Origin of the sequence: Blastococcus sp. TML/M2B (assembly GCF_016612865.1) — a bacterium.
Classification (GTDB): domain Bacteria; phylum Actinomycetota; class Actinomycetes; order Mycobacteriales; family Geodermatophilaceae; genus Blastococcus.
In genome coordinates, this window is sequence record NZ_JAENZZ010000002.1 from 17,009 (window position 1) to 33,586 (window position 16,578).

Below are 16,578 nucleotides of genomic sequence, written 5' to 3' on the forward strand. Positions count from 1 at the left end.
GCTTGCATCTGGTCGTGCGCGACCTATCTCCCCTGGCCGTCGCGCGGTCCGGTCGCCGGCTGACGGTCGCCCTGCTCGCGCCCAGCAGCTACCCGATCGCCGAGCCCTACCTCGGCGGGCTCGAGTCCTTCGTCGGCGGCCTGGCCGACGGCCTGCGCGCGCGGGGGCACCGGGTCCTCCTCTTCGCGGCGGCCGGCAGCGACGGCGCCCAGCCCGAGGTCCTCTGCGGCGGCGACTGGCGGCCCGACGAGCTCTCCCGGGCCGACCCCTCGATGCCGGCCGAGGCGTTCCTGCGCGAGCACCACGCGCACCTCGCCGTCCTCGACGCGCTGCGGACGACCTACGCCGGCGAGGTCGACGTCGTCCACAACAACTCGCTGCACTACCTGCCGCTGTCGCTGGCGAGCACGCTGCCGGTGCCCGTGGTCACGACCCTGCACACGCCCCCGACCCCGTGGCTGACCTCGGCGCTCGACGCCGGGGGGAGCTCGCACGCGTTCACCGCGGTCAGCCGGTTCACCGCCCGCCAGTGGGAGCCGTGGGTGCCGCGGGCCGACGTCCTGCACAACGGCGTGGACCCCGAGCGGTGGGTGCCCGGCCCCGGTGGGGACGACGTGCTGTGGTTCGGCCGGCTGGTGCCGGAGAAGGCGCCGCACCTGGCGATCGCGGCGGCCGGGGCGGCGGGCCGGCACCTGCACCTGGTGGGCCCGGCGCTCGACGCCGGGTACTTCGCCGCGGAGATCGAGCCCCACCTCGGGCGCGACGTCACCTGGCACGGCCACCTCGGGGGCCGGCCGCTGGTCGAGGCGGTGGGCCGGGTGGCCGCCGTCCTGGTGACCCCGCAGTGGGCCGAGCCGTTCGGGCTGGTCGCGGCGGAGGCGGCGATGTGCGGCACGCCCGTGGTCGCCTTCGACCGCGGCGGGATCAGCGAGGTGCTGCGGCCGCACGTCGGGCAGCAGATCGGCGTCGTGGTGCCCGACGGCGACGTCGCCGCGATGGCGGCCGCGATCGGGCCGGCGACGGCGCTGGACCGGGCCGCGGTCCGGACGGCCGCGCTGTCGCACCTGTCGGCGCAGACGATGGTCGGCCGCTACGAGGCCGTGCTGCGGGCCGCGGCGGCCGGCGGGCCGGTCACCGACCAGGTGCGCGTCGCGGCGTCGTAGCCGGCCAGCCCGGCGGCGCGGAACTGCTCGAGCCAGCCGGTCATCGGCCACCAGCCCCAGCGGCGGTGGAAGACGGCGGCGTTGCGGACGATGGCGTCCAGGTGGTGCACCGGCGGGTCCTGCACGGGGTGGTGCTGGTGGGCCGCCGTGGCGCCGCCCACCCAGAACAGCGCGCCGCCGAGCGAGCGGACGGTGGCCGCCACGTCGGTGTCCTCGCCGCCGTAGCCCCGGTACTCCTCGCAGAACCCGCCGGAGCGGGTCCAGTCGGCGGCGCGGACCGCGAACGACAGCGACCAGAACAGCCACCACTGGTCCTCGCCGGCGAGGACGGACGGTCCCGGGCGCGGGGTCCGGGCGGGCCGGGTGCGGGCGGGCCGCTGACGGCAGCCGCGGGAGGTCCGCCGCGGAGGTGACCCGCACACCCTCGGGGAGGTAGGCCACCGGTCCGCACAGCAGGGCCGGCCCCGACGCGGCCCGCACCGCCGGGTCCTGGGCGGCCCGCGCGTACCCGGCCAGCAGCCCGGGCGAGGGGACGCAGTCGACGTCGAGGAAGACCAGCAGGTCGGCGCCCCGCTCCAGTGCCGCGGCGGCCGCGGCGTTGCGCGCCCGGGCCAGCGGCAGCTCGCCGTCGTCGGGCACGGGCACGTCGACCACCACCCGGCGGGTGCCGGGGGGAGCGGGCACCGAGTCGACGACGGCCCGCACACCCGCGTCGCCCATCGACGCGACCACGTGCCAGTCCGGCGCCTCTGTCATCGCGGCCACCCCGAGCAACTGCCCGCGCAGGTGGTCGTGCCGGCCGGAGACGATGGTGAGCAGGGCGGTGGTCACGGGTGCTCCTCGGCGGCGGCATCGAGGAAGGCGGCGGCGCGCCGCGCGCCGTCGCCGGGTGCCCAGCGGTGCCACGGTCCGGCGCCGGCCGCCCGCGCCCGTTCGAGCAGCGCCGGCCAGTCGGCCGCCGCGGGCCAGCGGTCCAGGGCCACCAGGCCCTCGGCCCGCAGCAGCTCGGCGCGGCGCTGCTGCTCGCGGAAGGGCCGGTCCTGCGCGACGACGACGGCGGGCCGGCGTGCGGCCGCCACCTCGGCGACGGCGTTGTGGCCCCCGTGGACCACGACCACCTCGGCCCGCTGCAGCGACGTCCACACGTCCTCGTCCCCGGCGGCGTCCTCGGCGGAACCGGGCACGCGGTACTCCCAGGTCCATTCCGGCGTGGCCGCCCGCGCGGCGCGGAAGTCGGCGTCGGTGACGTCGCGGCCACCGCTGCCGAACAGCACCAGCACGCTGCCCGGGCGGGGCGTGCCGGTGGCCTCCCGGCCGTCGAAGCGGGAGAACGCGCCGACGTGCACCACCGGCGTGCCGCCCGGGTCCGGGGAGCCGGTGCCGGCGGGGGCCGGCCACGGGGCGACCAGCGCCCGGGCGAGGTCGCGGCCGAGCCGGTGCGGGGGGTCGGTCCGGTCGCCGAGCATGGCGAAGACGACGACCGGGACGCCGCACAGCCGGGCCAGCGCCGTCACCTCGACCGAGACGTCGGTGACGAACAGGCGGGGCCGGGCCCGGGCGATCCAGGCCGCGACGGCCGCGGTGCGGTCCTGCAGCCCGCGGTGGTGCAGCGGCACCCAGTGCAGCGCGCCGCCGGCGGTCGCCGAGGCCCGGTCGACGGGGTCGTCGTCGTCCCGGGGGAGCGAGATCCACTCGCCGTCGAAGCCGGCCGGCGCCGGCCCGGAGCCGAAGGCGGTCACCGGGGTGCGCAGGTGCCGGGTGACCGCGGCCAGCCGCTGCCGGTGACCGGCGCCGTGGTGGTGGACGTACCAGCCGATCACGGGGCGACCCCTGCGCCGCCGGCGAGCACGCGCCCGTACAGGTCGCGGTGCGCGGTGGCGACGTCGAACCGCTGGGCCACGCGCCCGGCCCGCGTCGCGGCGGTGCCCGCCGGCGGTGCCATCGCCCGGGTCAGGGCCTGCGCCAGGGCGGCGGGGTCGTGCAGGTCGGTCTCGACGAAGGGCTGCTGCTGGTGCAGGAACCCGACCCGCCCCGCCACGACGGGCACGCCCAGGTCGTGGCAGAGCTCCAGCCAGCCCGAGTGCGTGCCGTGGCCGTAGCCCAGCACCGAGACGTCCAGCCCCCGGAGGTACGCGATGAGCCCGGCGTCGTCGAAGCGGTCGTGCGCGCGCAGGTCGACGGTGCCCGCGGCGGCCGCGGCGCGCAGCTCCCGCACGAGCTCGCCGTCGTACCGCGGGAACGCGCGGTCCAGCGCCTCGGTGTGCACGTCGACGCGCAGCACCGCCCGCGGCAGGCGGCCGACCGCCTCGACGAGCGCGCGGAGCACCGGCCGCGCCACGAGGTTGGCGCGCAGGCTCTTGAGGTGCAGGCCGACGACCGGGGTCGCGCGCGCCGGGCGGGGCGCGCCGATCTCCTCCAGCGGCGCGACGTGCGGGTGGGGGACCACCTCGGCCGGCCGGCCCCAGCGCCGCTGCACCTCGGCGGCCGCGCCGGGGGTGAGCGTGACGACCGCGTCCGCGGCCGGGACGAGCACGTCGAGCAGCCGCGCGTACCCGTACTGCTCGCGAAAGTGCGGGTTCTCCAGGTCGTGGACGGTGAGCACCAGCCGCCGGCCGGCGCTCCGCACGGCGGCGACGAGCGCGCGCAGCTGGTCCGGGGTGCGGCCCTCGAAGCCGAAGTGCACGTGCAGGACGTCGAAGTCCCCGGCGGAGGCGGCGATCCAGCCGGCGTCGAGGGCCGGCGAGGGGTGCCCGCCGTCCGCGGGCCGGACGAGCTCGACGCCCGGGACGCGGTCGTCGAGCAGGTGGTCGACGTAGCCGTGGTCGGCCGGCACCGGCAGGACGCGCACCGGGGCGATCACGGCCTGGAGTATGCCGGACCCGCCGGCGCGACCCCGGCCGGTAACGTTGACACCGCCAAATTACCGCCCTACGGTCCCCGCATGGCCCGCTCGCTGCTCGCCCCACCGCTGCGCTCGACCGTCGATCCGGGGAGCGAGAGCTTCCAGCGCAACCGCGCGGACGCCCTCGAGCAGCTGGCCGTGCTGGACGAGCTGCTCGACCAGGCGGCCGCGGGCGGCGGGGAGAAGGCGACCGCGCGGTTGCGCTCGCGGGGCAAGCTGCCGATCCGCGAGCGCATCGCGCTCGCCCTGGACCCGGACAGCCCCTTCCTCGAGATCAGCCCCCTGGCCGCGTACGGCTCGGACTACACCGCCGGCGGCGGGATGGTCGTGGGCATCGGCGTCATCGCCGGCGTCGAGTGCGTGGTCATGGGCAACGACCCGACCGTCCTCGGCGGCGCGCTCACCCCGTACGCGCTGAAGAAGTGGGCCCGTGCGCTGGAGATCGCCCGCGAGAACCGGATGCCCTACGTCAGCTTCGTGGAGTCCGCCGGCGCGGACCTGCGGCCCGGCGGGGGAGGGGGCGGCCGGTCGGCGCAGACGTCGCACTTCGCCGAGAGCGGGCGGCAGTTCTACGAGATGACCGAGCTGTCCAAGCTGGGCATCCCCTCGGTCTGCGTCGTCTTCGGGTCCTCCACCGCCGGCGGCGCCTACCAGCCCGGCCTGTCGGACTACGTCGTCGTCATCGACCAGCAGTCCAAGGTGTTCCTGGCCGGCCCGCCGCTGGTGAAGATGGCCACCGGCGAGGAGAGCGACGACGAGACCCTCGGCGGCGCCCGGCTGCACGCCGACGTCTCCGGCCTGGGCGACTACTTCGCCGAGGACGAGGTGGACGCCATCCGGATGTGCCGCGAGGCGGTGTCGCACCTCAACTGGCGCAAGGCCGGCCCCGGGCCCTCGCTCACCGCCGACGAGCCGGTGCACGACCCCGAGGAGCTGCTCGGGCTGGTCAGCCGCGACCTCCGCCAGCCGGTCGACGTCCGCGACGTCATCGCCCGCGTCGCCGACGGGTCGCGGTTCGAGGAGTTCAAGCCGCGGTGGGGGCCGACCCTCGTCTGCGGGTGGGCCTCGATCCACGGCTACCCGGTCGGGATCCTCGGCAACAACGGCGTGCTGCACCCGGACTCCGCGCAGAAGGCGGCGCACTTCATCCAGCTGTGCAACCGGATCGACGTCCCGCTGGTCTTCCTGCAGAACATCACCGGCTACATGGTCGGCCGGGACTTCGAGGCGGCCGGGATCGTCAAGAAGGGCAGCCAGATGCTCAACGCGGTCACCAACTCCACGGTGCCGCACCTGACGGTGATCATCGGCTCCTCCTACGGCGCCGGCACCTACGGCATGTCCGGCCGGGCCTTCGGCAACCGGTTCACCTTCCTCTGGCCGACGGCGAAGATCGCGGTGATGGGCCCCAAGCAGATCGCCGGGGTCATGTCGCAGGTCCGCCGCGGCCAGGCGGCACGTGCGGGCATCCCTTTCGACGAGGACGAGGACGCGAAGATCGTGGCGATGGTCGAGGCCGGCCAGGAGGAGGGGTCACTGGCCCTGCGTGCCACCGGGGCGGTGAGCGACGACGGCATCATCGACCCGCGCGACACCCGCACGGTCCTGGGCATGTGCCTGTCGTTCGTGGCCAACGGCCCGGTCGAGGGCGCCGAGCAGTTCGGGGTGTTCCGGCTGTGACCGCGATCCCCGGGGGCACGACCTTCGACACCGTGCTCGTCGCCAACCGCGGCGAGATCGCCCGGCGGGTGTTCCGCACCGCCCGCGCCATGGGGTACCGCTGCGTCGCGGTCTACGTGGACGCCGACGCCGGCGCCCCGTACGTGGCCGACGCCGACGAGGCGGTCCGCCTGGACACCGGCTACCTGGACGGCGCGGCCGTGATCGCCGCGGCCCGGGCCACCGGCGCGCAGGCGATCCACCCCGGCTACGGCTTCCTCTCCGAGAACGCCGGCTTCGCCGCCGACGTCCTCGCCGCCGGCCTGGTGTGGATCGGCCCCACGCCCGAGGTCATCGCCGCCATGGGCGACAAGCTCGCCGCCAAGAAGGCCGCCGTCGCCGCCGGCGTCCCGACCCTGCCGTCCTCCGACGACCCGGGCGACCGTGACGCCGTCGGCTACCCGCTGCTGGTCAAGGCCGCGGCCGGCGGCGGCGGCAAGGGCATGCGGGTCGTGGAGTCCGCCGCCGACCTGGCCGAGGCGGTGGCCGGCGCGCAGCGCGAGGCGCTGTCCGGCTTCGGCGACGACCGGGTGTTCCTCGAGCGCTACGTGCGCCGGGCGCGGCACGTGGAGATCCAGGTCCTCGGCGACGCGCACGGCAACCTGCTGCACCTGGGTGAGCGCGAGTGCTCCATCCAGCGGCGGCACCAGAAGGTCGTCGAGGAGTCGCCCTCGCCGGTGGTCGACGACGCCCTGCGGACGGCGATGGGGGAGGCGGCGCTGGCCCTGGCCGGGGCGCTGGGCTACCGCTCGGCCGGCACGGTCGAGTTCCTCGTCGACGACGACACCCGCGAGTTCTTCTTCCTCGAGGTCAACACCCGCCTGCAGGTCGAGCACCCGGTCACCGAGGAGGTGACCGGCATCGACCTGGTCCGGGAGCAGCTGCGCGTCGCCGCCGGCGAGCGCCTGGACCTGACCCAGGACGACGTGGCCTTCGCGGGGCACGCGATCGAGGTGCGGCTCTACGCCGAGGACCCCGCCGCGGGCTTCCTGCCCGCCACCGGGACCGTCACCGCGTTCGCGCCGGCCCCCGAGCCCGCGGTGCGCTGGGACTCCGGGGTGGAGGCGCGCTCGGTCGTCGGCGTCAGCTTCGACCCGATGCTGGCCAAGGTGGTCGCGCACGCGCCCACCCGCCGCGAGGCCGCCGGCCGGCTGGCGCTGGCGCTGACCCGCCTGCACCTGGGCGGGCTCACCACCAACCGCGACTTCCTCGTCGCCGTCCTCCGCTCGCCGGCGTTCCTGGCCGGCGACACGACGACCGACTTCATCGAGCGGCACGCACCCGCGGCGCGGCTCGAGCTCGACGACGCCGACCTGCAGCGGGTCGCCACCGCCGCGGCGCTGTGGCTGCAGGGCCGCAACCGCGCGGAGGCCGAGGTGCTCCGCGGGGTGCCCACCGGCTGGCGCAACGCCCGGCTGCCCGACACCTCGGTGCGCCTGCGGCACCGGGACGACGAGGTCGAGGTGCGGTACCGCGCCCGGCGCGACGGCAGCTTCGCCGTCGGGGACCTCGGCACCGCGCGGGTGCACGCCTGGGCGCCGGACGGCGTCGACGTCGAGATCGCCGGCCGGCGGGCGCGGTACGCCGTCACCGCCGACGGCGACCGGCTGCTCGTGCAGGCGCCCTCGGGCACCGTCGAGCTGGCCGTGGTGCCGCGCTTCGTGCCCCCGGGCGCCGGCGCGGTCGAGGGCGGGTTCGTCGCCCCGATGCCCGGCGTCGTCCTCGACGTCCGCTGCGCCGTCGGCGACCGCGTGCGCGCCGGGCAGACGCTGGTGCTGCTGGAGGCGATGAAGATGGAGCACCACGTGAAGGCCCCGTTCGACGGGCTGGTCACCGAGGTGCGGGCCGCCGTCGGCCAGCAGGTCGAGAACGGCGCCGTCCTGCTCGTGGTCGAGCCGGAGGCCACCGATGGCTGAGCCGCTGCGCATCGCGAACTGCTCGGGCTTCTACGGCGACCGGCTCTCCGCCGCCCGGGAGATGGTCGAGGGCGGGCCGATCGACGTCCTGACCGGTGACTGGCTGGCCGAGCTGACCATGCTGATCCTGGCCCGCAGCCGGGCAGCGCGCCCCGGTGGTGGCTACGCCCGCACGTTCGTGACCCAGATGGAGCAGGTCATGGGCACCTGCCTGGACCGCGGCACCAAGGTCGTCGCCAACGCCGGCGGCCTGGACCCGGCCGGCTGCGCGGAGGCCGTCGCGGAGGTCGCCGCCAAGCTGGGCCTGTCGCCGCGGATCGCCTACGTCACCGGCGACGACCTGCTGCCCCGGCTGGGCGAGCTGGTCGCCGCCGGGGTCGACCTCGCGCACCTGGACACCGGCGAGCCGCTGGGCGACCCGTGCCGGTTCATCAGCGCCAACGCCTACCTCGGCTGCTGGGGGATCGTGGACGCGCTGGACGCCGGCGCGGACATCGTCATCACCGGCCGCACCACCGACGCCGCGATCGTCTGCGGCCCGGCCGCCTGGCACCACCGCTGGGCGCGCGACGACTGGGACGCCCTCGCCGGCGCCGTCGTCGCCGGGCACGTCATCGAGTGTGGCACCCAGGCCACCGGCGGCAACTACTCCTTCTTCACCGAGGTGCCGGGCATGGCCCGCACCGGCTTCCCGTGGGCCGAGATCGCCGCCGACGGCAGCAGCGTCATCGGCAAGCACGACGGCACCGGTGGCCAGGTGTCCACCGGCACGGTGACCTCCCAGCTGCTCTACGAGATCGGCGGCCCGGCCTACCTCGGCCCCGACGTCACCGCGCGCTTCGACACCGTGGCCCTCGAGCAGGTCGCCCCCGACCGGGTGCGGATCAGCGGCGCCCGCGGCGAGCGGCCGCCGGCCACGCTCAAGGTCGCCATGAACTCCCTCGGCGGGTTCCGCACCGACCTCGGCATCGCGCTGGTCGGTCTCGACATCGAGGCCAAGGCGGCGCTGGTCGAGGAGGCGTTCTGGGCCGCCTGCCCCTACGGCCCCGAGGACTTCGCCGACGTGACGACGACGGTCGTGCGCACCGACAAGGCCGACCCGGCCACCAACGAGGAGGCCGTCGCCGTGTGGCGGCTGACCCTCAAGGACCCCGACGAGCGCAAGCTCGGCCGGTCGGTCGGCGCGGCGATGACCGAGCTGGCGCTGGCGACGATCCCCGGCTTCTTCGGCGTCGGAGGCGGCGGGCGGGACGCCCGGCCCTACGGCGTCTACCGGCCCGCGGTGGTGCCGGACCGAGCTGGTGCCGCAGCAGGTGACCGTCCTGGGCGGGGCGACGACGACCGTGCCCTCGACCGCCCCGCCGACGCCCGCCGTCCCGGTCGAGCCGCTGCCCGGGCCGGCGGCCGCCGTCCCCACCGGGCCGACGACGCGGGTGCCGCTGGGCCGGCTGCTCGGCGCGCGCTCGGGGGACAAGGGCGGCAACGCCAACCTCGGCGTCTTCGCCCGCAGCGACCAGGCCTGGGCGTGGCTCGACGCCTTCCTGACCACCGAGCGGCTCGCGGAGCTGCTGCCCGAGACCGCGCCGCTGCGGGTCGACCGGCACCGGCTGCCGGCGCTGCGCTCGCTCAACTTCGTCGTGCACGGGCTGCTCGACGAGGGCGTCGCCGCCTCGACCCGGCAGGACGGCCAGGCCAAGAGCCTGGGGGAGTGGCTGCGCGCCCGGCACGCCGACGTGCCGGTCGCGCTGCTCGACGGGACGGCGGCGTGAGCCCGCTGGCCGCGCTCGAGCGCCCCCGCCCGTTCCTGGACCGGGAGCGCCGGACGCAGCTCACCCAGCGGCAGCGCGAGGTGCTCGAGCTGCTCGACCCGATGTTCCGGGACGGCTTCGCCGACCTCACGATGGCCGAGATCGCCGCCCGCGCCGGCTGCTCGCTGCGCACCCTCTACGCGCTGGCGCCCAGCCGGGACGAGCTCGTGCTCATGGTCGTCGACCGGCAGCTGTGGCGGATCGGTGGCGACGCGCAGCGGATCATCGCCGAGGACATGCCGCCGCTGGACGCGATCCGGGCCTACCTGCGCGCGGCGCACGTCGCCGTCGGCCGCGCCACCGACGCCTGGTCGCGCGACCTCAGCACCGTCCCGGCGGTCAAGGCGCTGGTCGACAGCCACAACCAGTACCTCGTCGACGTCACCCGCGTGCTGCTGGACACCGCGGTCGCCCGCGGCGACGTCGCCGACGTCGACACCGCGGCGATCGCCCGCGTGCTGGCCGGCCTCGGGCGCAGCTTCGCCGCCCCCGAGGTGGCCCGCACGCTGCGCAGCTCGCCGCCGCAGGCCGCGGACGAAGCGGTCGACATCATCCTGAGAGGACTCGCACGATGACCGACGTCGACGCCGTCGCCGCCGACCTGGCCGCCGAGCACGCGTCCCTCGACGCCGTCCTCGACGGGCTGACCGACCAGCAGTGGGCCACCCCCACGCCGAGCCCCGGCTGGACCGTGGCCGACCAGGTCGGCCACCTCACCTACTTCGACGGCGCCGCCGTGCTCGCGCTCACCGACGAGGCCGCGTTCACCGCCTCGATCGGGCCCCTGCTCGAGGACATGGACGGCGTCACGCTGCACCGCCACCTCGCGCCCGCCGCGCTGCTCGCCGCCTGGCGGGCGAACCGGGCCCGGCTGCTCGACGTCGTCGGGCAGGTCGACCCGGCGGGCCGGGCGCCCTGGTACGGGCCGTCGATGAGCGTCCGCTCGTTCCTCACCGCCCGGCTCATGGAGACCTGGGCGCACGGCCCACGACGTCGCCGACGCCGTCGGGGCGACCCGCGAGCCGACCGACCGGCTCCGGCACATCTGCCAGATCGGCTTCATCACGCGGACGTGGACCTACGCCAACCGGCGCGAGGAGCAGCCCGCCGGCGAGGTCCGGCTCGAGCTCACCGCACCCTCGGGCGAGGTCTGGCGCTGGGGCCCGGACGACGCCGCGGAGTCCGTCCGCGGGCCGGCGCTGGACTTCTGCCTCGTCGTCACCCAGCGGCGGCACGTCGACGACACCGCGCTGGAGACCGACGGCGCGGCCGCCCGCGACTGGATGGAGAAGGCGCAGGCCTTCGCCGGCGGCGCCACCGACGGCCCGCCGCCCGGCGGCCGTCCCTGACTTCCGCGACCCACCCCTCGCCCCACCCCTGAGAGAGGCTCCTCCCGTGCGCACAGCCGCCACCGACCTCGTCGGCATCGACGTCCCGATCTTCGCCTTCAGCCACTGCCGCGACGTCGTCGCCGCCGTCACCAACGCCGGAGGGCTCGGCGTCCTCGGCGCCGTGGCGCACACCCCGGAGCAGCTCGACATCGACCTCGCCTGGATCGAGGAGGAGGTCAAGGGCAAGCCCTACGGCGTCGACCTGCTCGTGCCCGAGAAGTTCGCCGGCTCCGAGGCCGGCGGGCTGGACCGCTCGGCGCTGGACCAGCTGCTGCCCGCCGGGCACCGGCAGTGGCTCGACGGGCTGCTCGACCGCTACGGCATCCCGCCGCTGCCCGCCGACGCCCCCAGCGGCGGCCGCAGCTCCGGCGTCGGCGGCATGCGCGTGGACCCCAAGAGCATGGCGCCGCTGCTCGACGTCCTCTTCGCGCACAAGACCAAGCTGGTCGCCTCCGCGCTCGGCCCGCCGCCGCCGCACTTCATCGAGCGCGCGCACGGCGCCGGCATCCCGGTCGCCGCCCTGGCCGGCTCGGTGCACCACGCGATCAAGCACAAGGACGCAGGCGCCGACCTGATCGTCGCCCAGGGCACCGAGGCCGGCGGGCACACCGGGCAGATCGCCACGATGGTGCTGGTGCCCGAGGTCGTCGACGCCGTCGGCCCGCTGCCCGTCCTCGCCGCCGGTGGGATCGGCCGCGGCCGGCAGCTGGCCGCCGGGGTGGCGCTGGGCGCCGACGGCGTCTGGTGCGGCTCGGTGTGGCTGACCACCGAGGAGGCCGAGACCAACCCCGCGGTCAAGGAGAAGTTCCTGCGCGCCGGGCTCGACGACACGGTCCGGTCGCGGTCGATGACCGGCAAGCCGGCACGGATGCTGCGCAGCCCGTGGACCGAGGAGTGGGAGTCCGGCGAGGGCCCGGGCACGCTGCCCATGCCGCTGCAGCCGATGCTCGTCGGCGAGGCGCAGGCGCGGATCAACCGCGTCGCGGGCACGCCCGGCACCCCGGCCAACGACCTGGCGACCTACTTCGTCGGGCAGATCGTGGGCAGCGCCGCGATGAGCTCGGTCCGGCCTGCCCGCCGGGTCGTGCTCGAGATGGTCGAGGAGTTCGTCGAGGCGATCGAGCGGCTGAACCGCTTCGTCGAGAGCTGACCCACCCACCCCGGTTCGGCTCGCCCGGTGTACGACCGTTATCCCCAACACCGGACCGAGTACCGGTCCGCGCAAGGACCGGCGGTCGAGGGGAGGGGTTCCGGCCCCTGCGGCCGGTCAGGCGGCGGTGAGGCGCCGGCACTCCGGGCAGGGGGACGACGAGCCCAGCCCGCGCGGGCCGTTCCACCTGCCCTGCACGACGTCGACCGACGCGCCGCAGATCGCGGCCCAGGGCGCGGGCAGGTCCGTGGTCTCCGCGAGGACGGCGTGCGCCAGCCCGGTGCTCTGGTTCCGGCCGGCGGCGTGGTCGGTGCTCATGCGCCCAGCATGCGCGGCGGGGTTCCCGGCACGCCGTCCGGGCTCGGGGCGCACACTGCGGAGGTGGACGCGCGCACGGTGCCCTGACCGTCGCCGCGTCCCTTGATCCCGTCCGCCGGTCGGGGCAGGCTGTGATCCAGACCACAGCCCACCGCCCGGAGGCCACCGTGGAAGCGCACGTCGGGGACCGCATCGTCGTCCACTCGACCCACCAGGGAGAACCCGACCGCACCGGCGAGGTCGTCGGGTGCGCCGAGCCGGGCGGCGGGCCGCCGTACCGGGTCCGCTGGGCGCCGGACGGTCACGAGGGCGTCTTCTACCCGGCCGGCACGGCGACCGTGCTGCGCGCCGACCCGGCGCAGAGCTGAGCCCGGCAGATGGCGAAGGAGACCGCAGCGGCACCCGCGCCACGGGCGGCCGAGCTGGTGCGCAACGTCGCCCTGGTCGGCCACACGGGCGCGGGCAAGACCACCCTGGCCGAGGCGCTGCTCGTCGCGACCGGCGCGCTGCCCCGCGCCGGCCGGGTCGAGGACGGCACCACCTGCCTGGACACCGAGGAGGTCGAGATCCGGCAGCGGCGGTCGGTCTCGCTCGGCGTCGCGACCGTCGAGCACGCCGGCCACCGCATCACCCTGCTCGACACCCCCGGGGCGCCGGACTTCGTGGGCGAGCTGCGCGCCGGGCTCCGGGCCGCCGACGCCGCGCTCTTCGTCGTCTCCGCGGTCAACGGGGTGGACGCGACCACGGCGGCCCTCTGGGAGGAGTGCGCCGCGGTCGGGATGCCGCGCGCGGTCGTGCTCACCCAGATCGACCGCCCGCAGGCCGACGTCGACGACGCCATCCGGATGTGCCAGGTGCTGCTCGGGGAGGGCGTCTTCCCCGTGCACCTGGTCGAGCGCGGCCCGGACAGCGCGGTGCGCGGCCTGGTCTCGCTGCTGGACCCCCAGGCCTCGGCCGGCCGGGCGGCGGAGGGCGAGGCCGACCGGCTCCGGTCGGAGCTGATCGAGGGGATCATCGGCGAGAGCGAGGACGAGGCGCTCATGGAGCGCTACCTCGCCGGGGACCAGCTGGTGCAGGACGACCTGATCGCCGACCTGGAGACCGCCGTCGCCCGGGCGCACTTCCACCCGGTGCTCTGCGCCGCGCCGCCCTCGGGCATCGGCGTCGACGCCCTGCTCGAGCTGCTCGTCGCCGGCTTCCCCGGCCCCGCCGAGCACGGCTGCCTACCGGTCACCCGCCCGGACGGCTCGTCCGCGCCGGCGCTGACCTGCGACCCCGACGGCCCGCTGGTCGCCGAGGTGGTGAAGACGACGACGGACCCCTACGTCGGCCGGGTCTCGCTGGTGCGCGTCTTCTCCGGCACCCTCCGCCCGGACGTCGCCGTCCACGTGTCCGGCCACGGCATGGCCGACCGCGGGCACCCCGACCACGACGTGGACGAGCGGATCGGCGCGCTCAGCTCGCCCCTGGGCGCGCTGCTCCGGCCGGTGGCCGCCTGCCCGGCGGGGGACATCTGCGCCATCGCCCGGCTCAGCAGCGCCGAGACCGGCGACACGCTGTCCTCCCCGGAGGACCCGCGGCTCGTGCCGCCCTGGGCGCTGCCCACGCCGCAGCAGCCGGTCGCGCTCGAGGCCGCGTCCCGGTCCGACGAGGACCGGCTGGCCACGGCGCTGACCCGGCTCGTCGCCGAGGACCCGACGGTCCGGCTGGAGCGGCGCCCCGAGACCGGGCAGCTGCTGCTGTGGTGCGTGGGAGAGGCGCACGCCGAGGTGCTGCTGGAGCGGCTGCGCACCCGGCACGGCGTCTCGGTCGCCACCGTCCCGGTGCGGGTGCCGCTGGTGGAGACGCTGGCCGGCCCCGGCCGGGTGACGGCGCGGCACGTCAAGCAGTCCGGCGGGCACGGCCAGTACGCGGTGGTCGTCGTCGAGGGGGAGCCGGGGCCGCCGGGCAGCGGCATCGTGTTCGAGCAGCGGATCGTCGGCGGCACGGTGCCCAGCCAGTTCCACGGCAGCGTGGAGAAGGGCATCCGGGCGCAGGCCGAGCGCGGGCTGGGCGGCGACCGCGCCGTCGTCGACGTGCACGTCACGCTGGTCGACGGCAAGGCGCACTCGGTGGACTCCTCGGACGCGGCCTTCCAGTCCGCCGGCGCCCTGGCCCTGCGCGAGCTGGCCGCCGCAGCCGGCACCCGCGTGCTCGAGCCGTGGTGCGAGGTCGCTGTCCGGGTGCCGGCGGAGTACGTGGGCGCGGTCATGAGCGACCTGTCCTCACGCCGGGCGCGGGTCACCGGCAGCGACACCGACCCCGGGTCCGACCGGGCGACCGTGCGTGCCGAGGTGCCCGAGGTCGAGCTGCTCGGCTACCCGGGCGCGCTGCGGTCGATCAGCCACGGCACCGGCTCCTTCGACCGGCGTCCGCTGGGCCACGAGCCGGCGCCGGCCTCGCTCTCGGTGCCCGTCTGAGGGCCCCGCCGGGGAGCCGCGAACCGGGGACCCGCCGTCGGTCGGCGCGTGGGGAGGACGTCGGAGGCGTCCACTAGCCTCTGCGCAGGGTGCACAGCGGGCTGGAGGGATCGTGACGTCGTCGAACGGGCCGTCGGCCGAGACGACGGCGGCGCACGGTGCCGGCTTCGTGGGCCGGGACGAGCTGCCCGACCGCATCTGGACGCTGCCCAACGCGCTGTCGGTGCTGCGGCTGCTCGGGGTGCCGCTGTTCCTGTGGCTGCTGCTCGGGCCCGAGGCCGACGGCTGGGCCGTCATCGTGCTCATGGTCTCGGGCATCACCGACTGGGCCGACGGCAAGCTCGCGCGCTGGCTGGACCAGAGCAGCAAGCTCGGCGCGCTGCTGGACCCGGCGGCCGACCGGCTCTACATCGTCTGCACGCTCGTGGCGCTCGCGCTGCGCGACGTCGTCCCGGTCTGGGTGGTGGCGCTGCTGCTGGGCCGCGAGCTGGTCCTCGGCGTGATGCTGCTGGTGCTGCGGCGGTACGGCTACCCGCCGCTGCAGGTGCACTACCTGGGCAAGGCGGCGACCTTCCTGCTGCTCTACGCCTTCCCCGTCCTGCTGCTGGCCGACGGCGAGGGGTGGCTGGCCACGCTGGCCGAGCCGTTCGCGTGGGCGCTCACCATCTGGGGGACGGCGCTCTACCTGCTGGCCGGCGTGCTGTACGTCGCCCAGGTCGTCGGGATCGTGCGGGCCGAGCGGTCCGCCCCCGCGGCCGGCGCGGTGCCGTGACCGCAGCTCCCCCCGGCGGGGGTCCGCGGTCGCTGGGTGCCTCCCTGCTCGACGACGTCCTCGCCGAGACGCTCGACCCCGCCTACGCGCAGGCCGCCGAGGCGCGGGCGGCGCGCGCGGCCGGGGCCCCGGCGGGCGACGGGGAGGCGGCTCCCCGCCGCTGGCGCGGCCGGACGCTGGTGGCCCTCACGATGGTCGTGGCCGGGGTGCTCGCCGCGGTGACCTACGCCCAGGCTGCGGAGCGGCTCCAGGGCCGGCAGGAGATCCGCGCCGCGCTGGTCGAGGACATCCGGACCGAGTCCGACGCCAGCGACGCGCTGGCCGCCGAGCTCGAGGAGCTGCGGGCCGAGGTCGGCCGCGCGCGCGACGAGCTGCTGGCCTCCTCCAGCACCGGTCAGCGGGCGCTCGACGAGCTCCGCCGGGCCGAGGTCGGCGCGGCCGCCGTGCCGGTGCGCGGGCCCGGGCTGCTGGTCACCCTCGCCAACGCCGGTTCCGGAGCCGACGACGACCCGGTCGGCGGCGGCGCGGAGGCCGACGTCCGCGGCCGGGTGCGCGACGGCGACCTCCAGCAGGTCGTCAACGCGCTGTGGGCGGCCGGCGCCGAGGCGATCAGCATCAACGGCCAGCGGCTGGGCCCCACCAGCGCCATCCGGTTCGCCGGGGAGGCCGTGCTCGTCGACTTCCGGCCGGTGACCAACCCCTACGAGGTGCGCGCGATCGGCGACCCCGACACGCTGTCCAGCGGCTTCCTCGCCAGCCCCGAGGTGGGCGCGCTCGCGCTCATCGAGGAGTCCTTCGGGCTGCGCTTCGACTTCGCGCGCAAGGACGACCTGAGCCTGCCCGCCGCCGGCACGCCCGAGCTGCGCGCCGCCCGGCCCGTGACCGGCGACCGCACCGCACCGTCGACCGCCCCGTCGACCACCCCGCCGACCGCCCCGCCGACCGCCCCGCCGACTGACCCCGCGACCGGAGACTGACCC

Annotated in this window: 14 protein-coding genes and 1 pseudogene; 11 read left to right on the top strand and 4 right to left on the bottom strand. The window is 76.4% G+C overall.

Features of this window, described 5'->3' with window-relative positions:
* The first annotated feature begins 14 nt into the window (after positions 1 to 14).
* The gene (locus JKP75_RS08755; RefSeq protein ID WP_200491751.1) at positions 15 to 1,163 is read left to right on the top strand and encodes a glycosyltransferase; all 1,149 of its coding nucleotides are present in this window, start codon (positions 15 to 17) and stop codon (positions 1,161 to 1,163) included.
* Here JKP75_RS08755 and JKP75_RS08760 read toward each other — a convergent pair.
* The 3 genes from JKP75_RS08760 to JKP75_RS08770 all read right to left on the bottom strand — a co-directional run bounded on the left by JKP75_RS08760 (position 1,091) and on the right by JKP75_RS08770 (position 4,023).
* The gene (locus JKP75_RS08760; protein WP_200492984.1) at positions 1,091 to 1,585 is read right to left on the bottom strand and encodes a glycosyltransferase family 2 protein; all 495 of its coding nucleotides are present in this window, start codon (positions 1,583 to 1,585) and stop codon (positions 1,091 to 1,093) included. The two genes, JKP75_RS08755 and JKP75_RS08760, sit on opposite strands and share 73 nt — an antisense overlap.
* A 405-nt stretch (positions 1,586 to 1,990) precedes the next feature.
* Positions 1,991 to 2,983, bottom strand: coding sequence for a glycosyltransferase (locus JKP75_RS08765; RefSeq protein WP_200491749.1), 993 nt, complete (start codon positions 2,981 to 2,983; stop codon positions 1,991 to 1,993).
* Complete coding sequence (locus JKP75_RS08770; protein WP_200491748.1) at positions 2,980 to 4,023, bottom strand: glycosyltransferase; 1,044 nt, start codon at positions 4,021 to 4,023, stop codon at positions 2,980 to 2,982. The genes JKP75_RS08765 and JKP75_RS08770 overlap by 4 nt, the downstream gene beginning before the upstream one ends.
* 81 nt (positions 4,024 to 4,104) lie before the next feature.
* Between JKP75_RS08770 and JKP75_RS08775 the strand changes: the two genes are divergently transcribed.
* From JKP75_RS08775 to JKP75_RS08795, 6 genes and pseudogenes are all read left to right on the top strand, one after another.
* Positions 4,105 to 5,745 carry an acyl-CoA carboxylase subunit beta gene (locus tag JKP75_RS08775; protein ID WP_200491747.1) on the top strand — a complete coding sequence of 547 codons (1,641 nt, stop codon included), beginning with the start codon at positions 4,105 to 4,107 and terminating at the stop codon, positions 5,743 to 5,745.
* Positions 5,742 to 7,700, top strand: a complete 1,959-nt coding sequence (locus JKP75_RS23790; protein ID WP_309229695.1) for a biotin carboxylase N-terminal domain-containing protein — start codon at positions 5,742 to 5,744, stop codon at positions 7,698 to 7,700. Before JKP75_RS08775 ends, JKP75_RS23790 begins: the two co-directional genes overlap by 4 nt.
* Positions 7,693 to 10,083, top strand: a complete 2,391-nt coding sequence (locus JKP75_RS08785; protein ID WP_200492985.1) for an acyclic terpene utilization AtuA family protein — start codon at positions 7,693 to 7,695, stop codon at positions 10,081 to 10,083. The genes JKP75_RS23790 and JKP75_RS08785 overlap by 8 nt, the downstream gene beginning before the upstream one ends.
* Positions 10,080 to 10,670 (top strand): annotated as a pseudogene (locus JKP75_RS08790) (maleylpyruvate isomerase N-terminal domain-containing protein); the annotation flags it as partial. The gene JKP75_RS08785 and the pseudogene JKP75_RS08790, both read left to right, overlap by 4 nt.
* Positions 10,570 to 10,857, top strand: a complete 288-nt coding sequence (locus tag JKP75_RS24465) for a hypothetical protein (protein WP_375539248.1) — start codon at positions 10,570 to 10,572, stop codon at positions 10,855 to 10,857. The pseudogene JKP75_RS08790 and the gene JKP75_RS24465, both read left to right, overlap by 101 nt.
* Positions 10,858 to 10,903: 46 nt before the next feature.
* Positions 10,904 to 12,049 carry a nitronate monooxygenase family protein gene (locus JKP75_RS08795; RefSeq protein ID WP_200491743.1) on the top strand — a complete coding sequence of 382 codons (1,146 nt, stop codon included), beginning with the start codon at positions 10,904 to 10,906 and terminating at the stop codon, positions 12,047 to 12,049.
* Positions 12,050 to 12,166: 117 nt separating this feature from the next.
* Here JKP75_RS08795 and JKP75_RS08800 read toward each other — a convergent pair whose 3' ends face one another.
* Positions 12,167 to 12,367, bottom strand: coding sequence for a hypothetical protein (locus tag JKP75_RS08800; protein ID WP_200491742.1), 201 nt, complete (start codon positions 12,365 to 12,367; stop codon positions 12,167 to 12,169).
* 167 nt (positions 12,368 to 12,534) lie between these two features.
* On the opposite strand from JKP75_RS08800, the gene JKP75_RS08805 reads away from it, so the two are divergent.
* From JKP75_RS08805 to JKP75_RS08820, 4 genes are all read left to right on the top strand, one after another.
* Entirely contained in the window at positions 12,535 to 12,735 is a 201-nt protein-coding gene (locus tag JKP75_RS08805) for a DUF1918 domain-containing protein (RefSeq protein ID WP_200491741.1), read from the top strand.
* 9 nt (positions 12,736 to 12,744) lie between these two features.
* The gene (locus JKP75_RS08810) at positions 12,745 to 14,826 is read left to right on the top strand and encodes an elongation factor G-like protein EF-G2 (RefSeq protein WP_200491740.1); all 2,082 of its coding nucleotides are present in this window, start codon (positions 12,745 to 12,747) and stop codon (positions 14,824 to 14,826) included.
* Positions 14,827 to 14,938: 112 nt separating this feature from the next.
* The gene (locus JKP75_RS08815; protein WP_200492987.1) at positions 14,939 to 15,598 is read left to right on the top strand and encodes a CDP-alcohol phosphatidyltransferase family protein; all 660 of its coding nucleotides are present in this window, start codon (positions 14,939 to 14,941) and stop codon (positions 15,596 to 15,598) included.
* Positions 15,595 to 16,575 (top strand): DUF881 domain-containing protein, encoded by a 981-nt coding sequence (locus tag JKP75_RS08820; protein ID WP_200491739.1) that lies wholly within the window; start codon positions 15,595 to 15,597, stop codon positions 16,573 to 16,575. The genes JKP75_RS08815 and JKP75_RS08820 overlap by 4 nt, the downstream gene beginning before the upstream one ends.
* The last annotated feature ends 3 nt before the right edge of the window (positions 16,576 to 16,578 follow it).

Coding starts and splice junctions, on each gene's coding strand:
- JKP75_RS08775 (WP_200491747.1), top strand. CDS start 4,105: ATGGCCCGCTCGCTGCTCGCCCCACCGCTGCGCTCGACCGTCGATCCG.
- JKP75_RS08785 (WP_200492985.1), top strand. CDS start 7,693: ATGGCTGAGCCGCTGCGCATCGCGAACTGCTCGGGCTTCTACGGCGAC.
- JKP75_RS08800 (WP_200491742.1), bottom strand. CDS start 12,367: ATGAGCACCGACCACGCCGCCGGCCGGAACCAGAGCACCGGGCTGGCG.
- JKP75_RS08810 (WP_200491740.1), top strand. CDS start 12,745: ATGGCGAAGGAGACCGCAGCGGCACCCGCGCCACGGGCGGCCGAGCTG.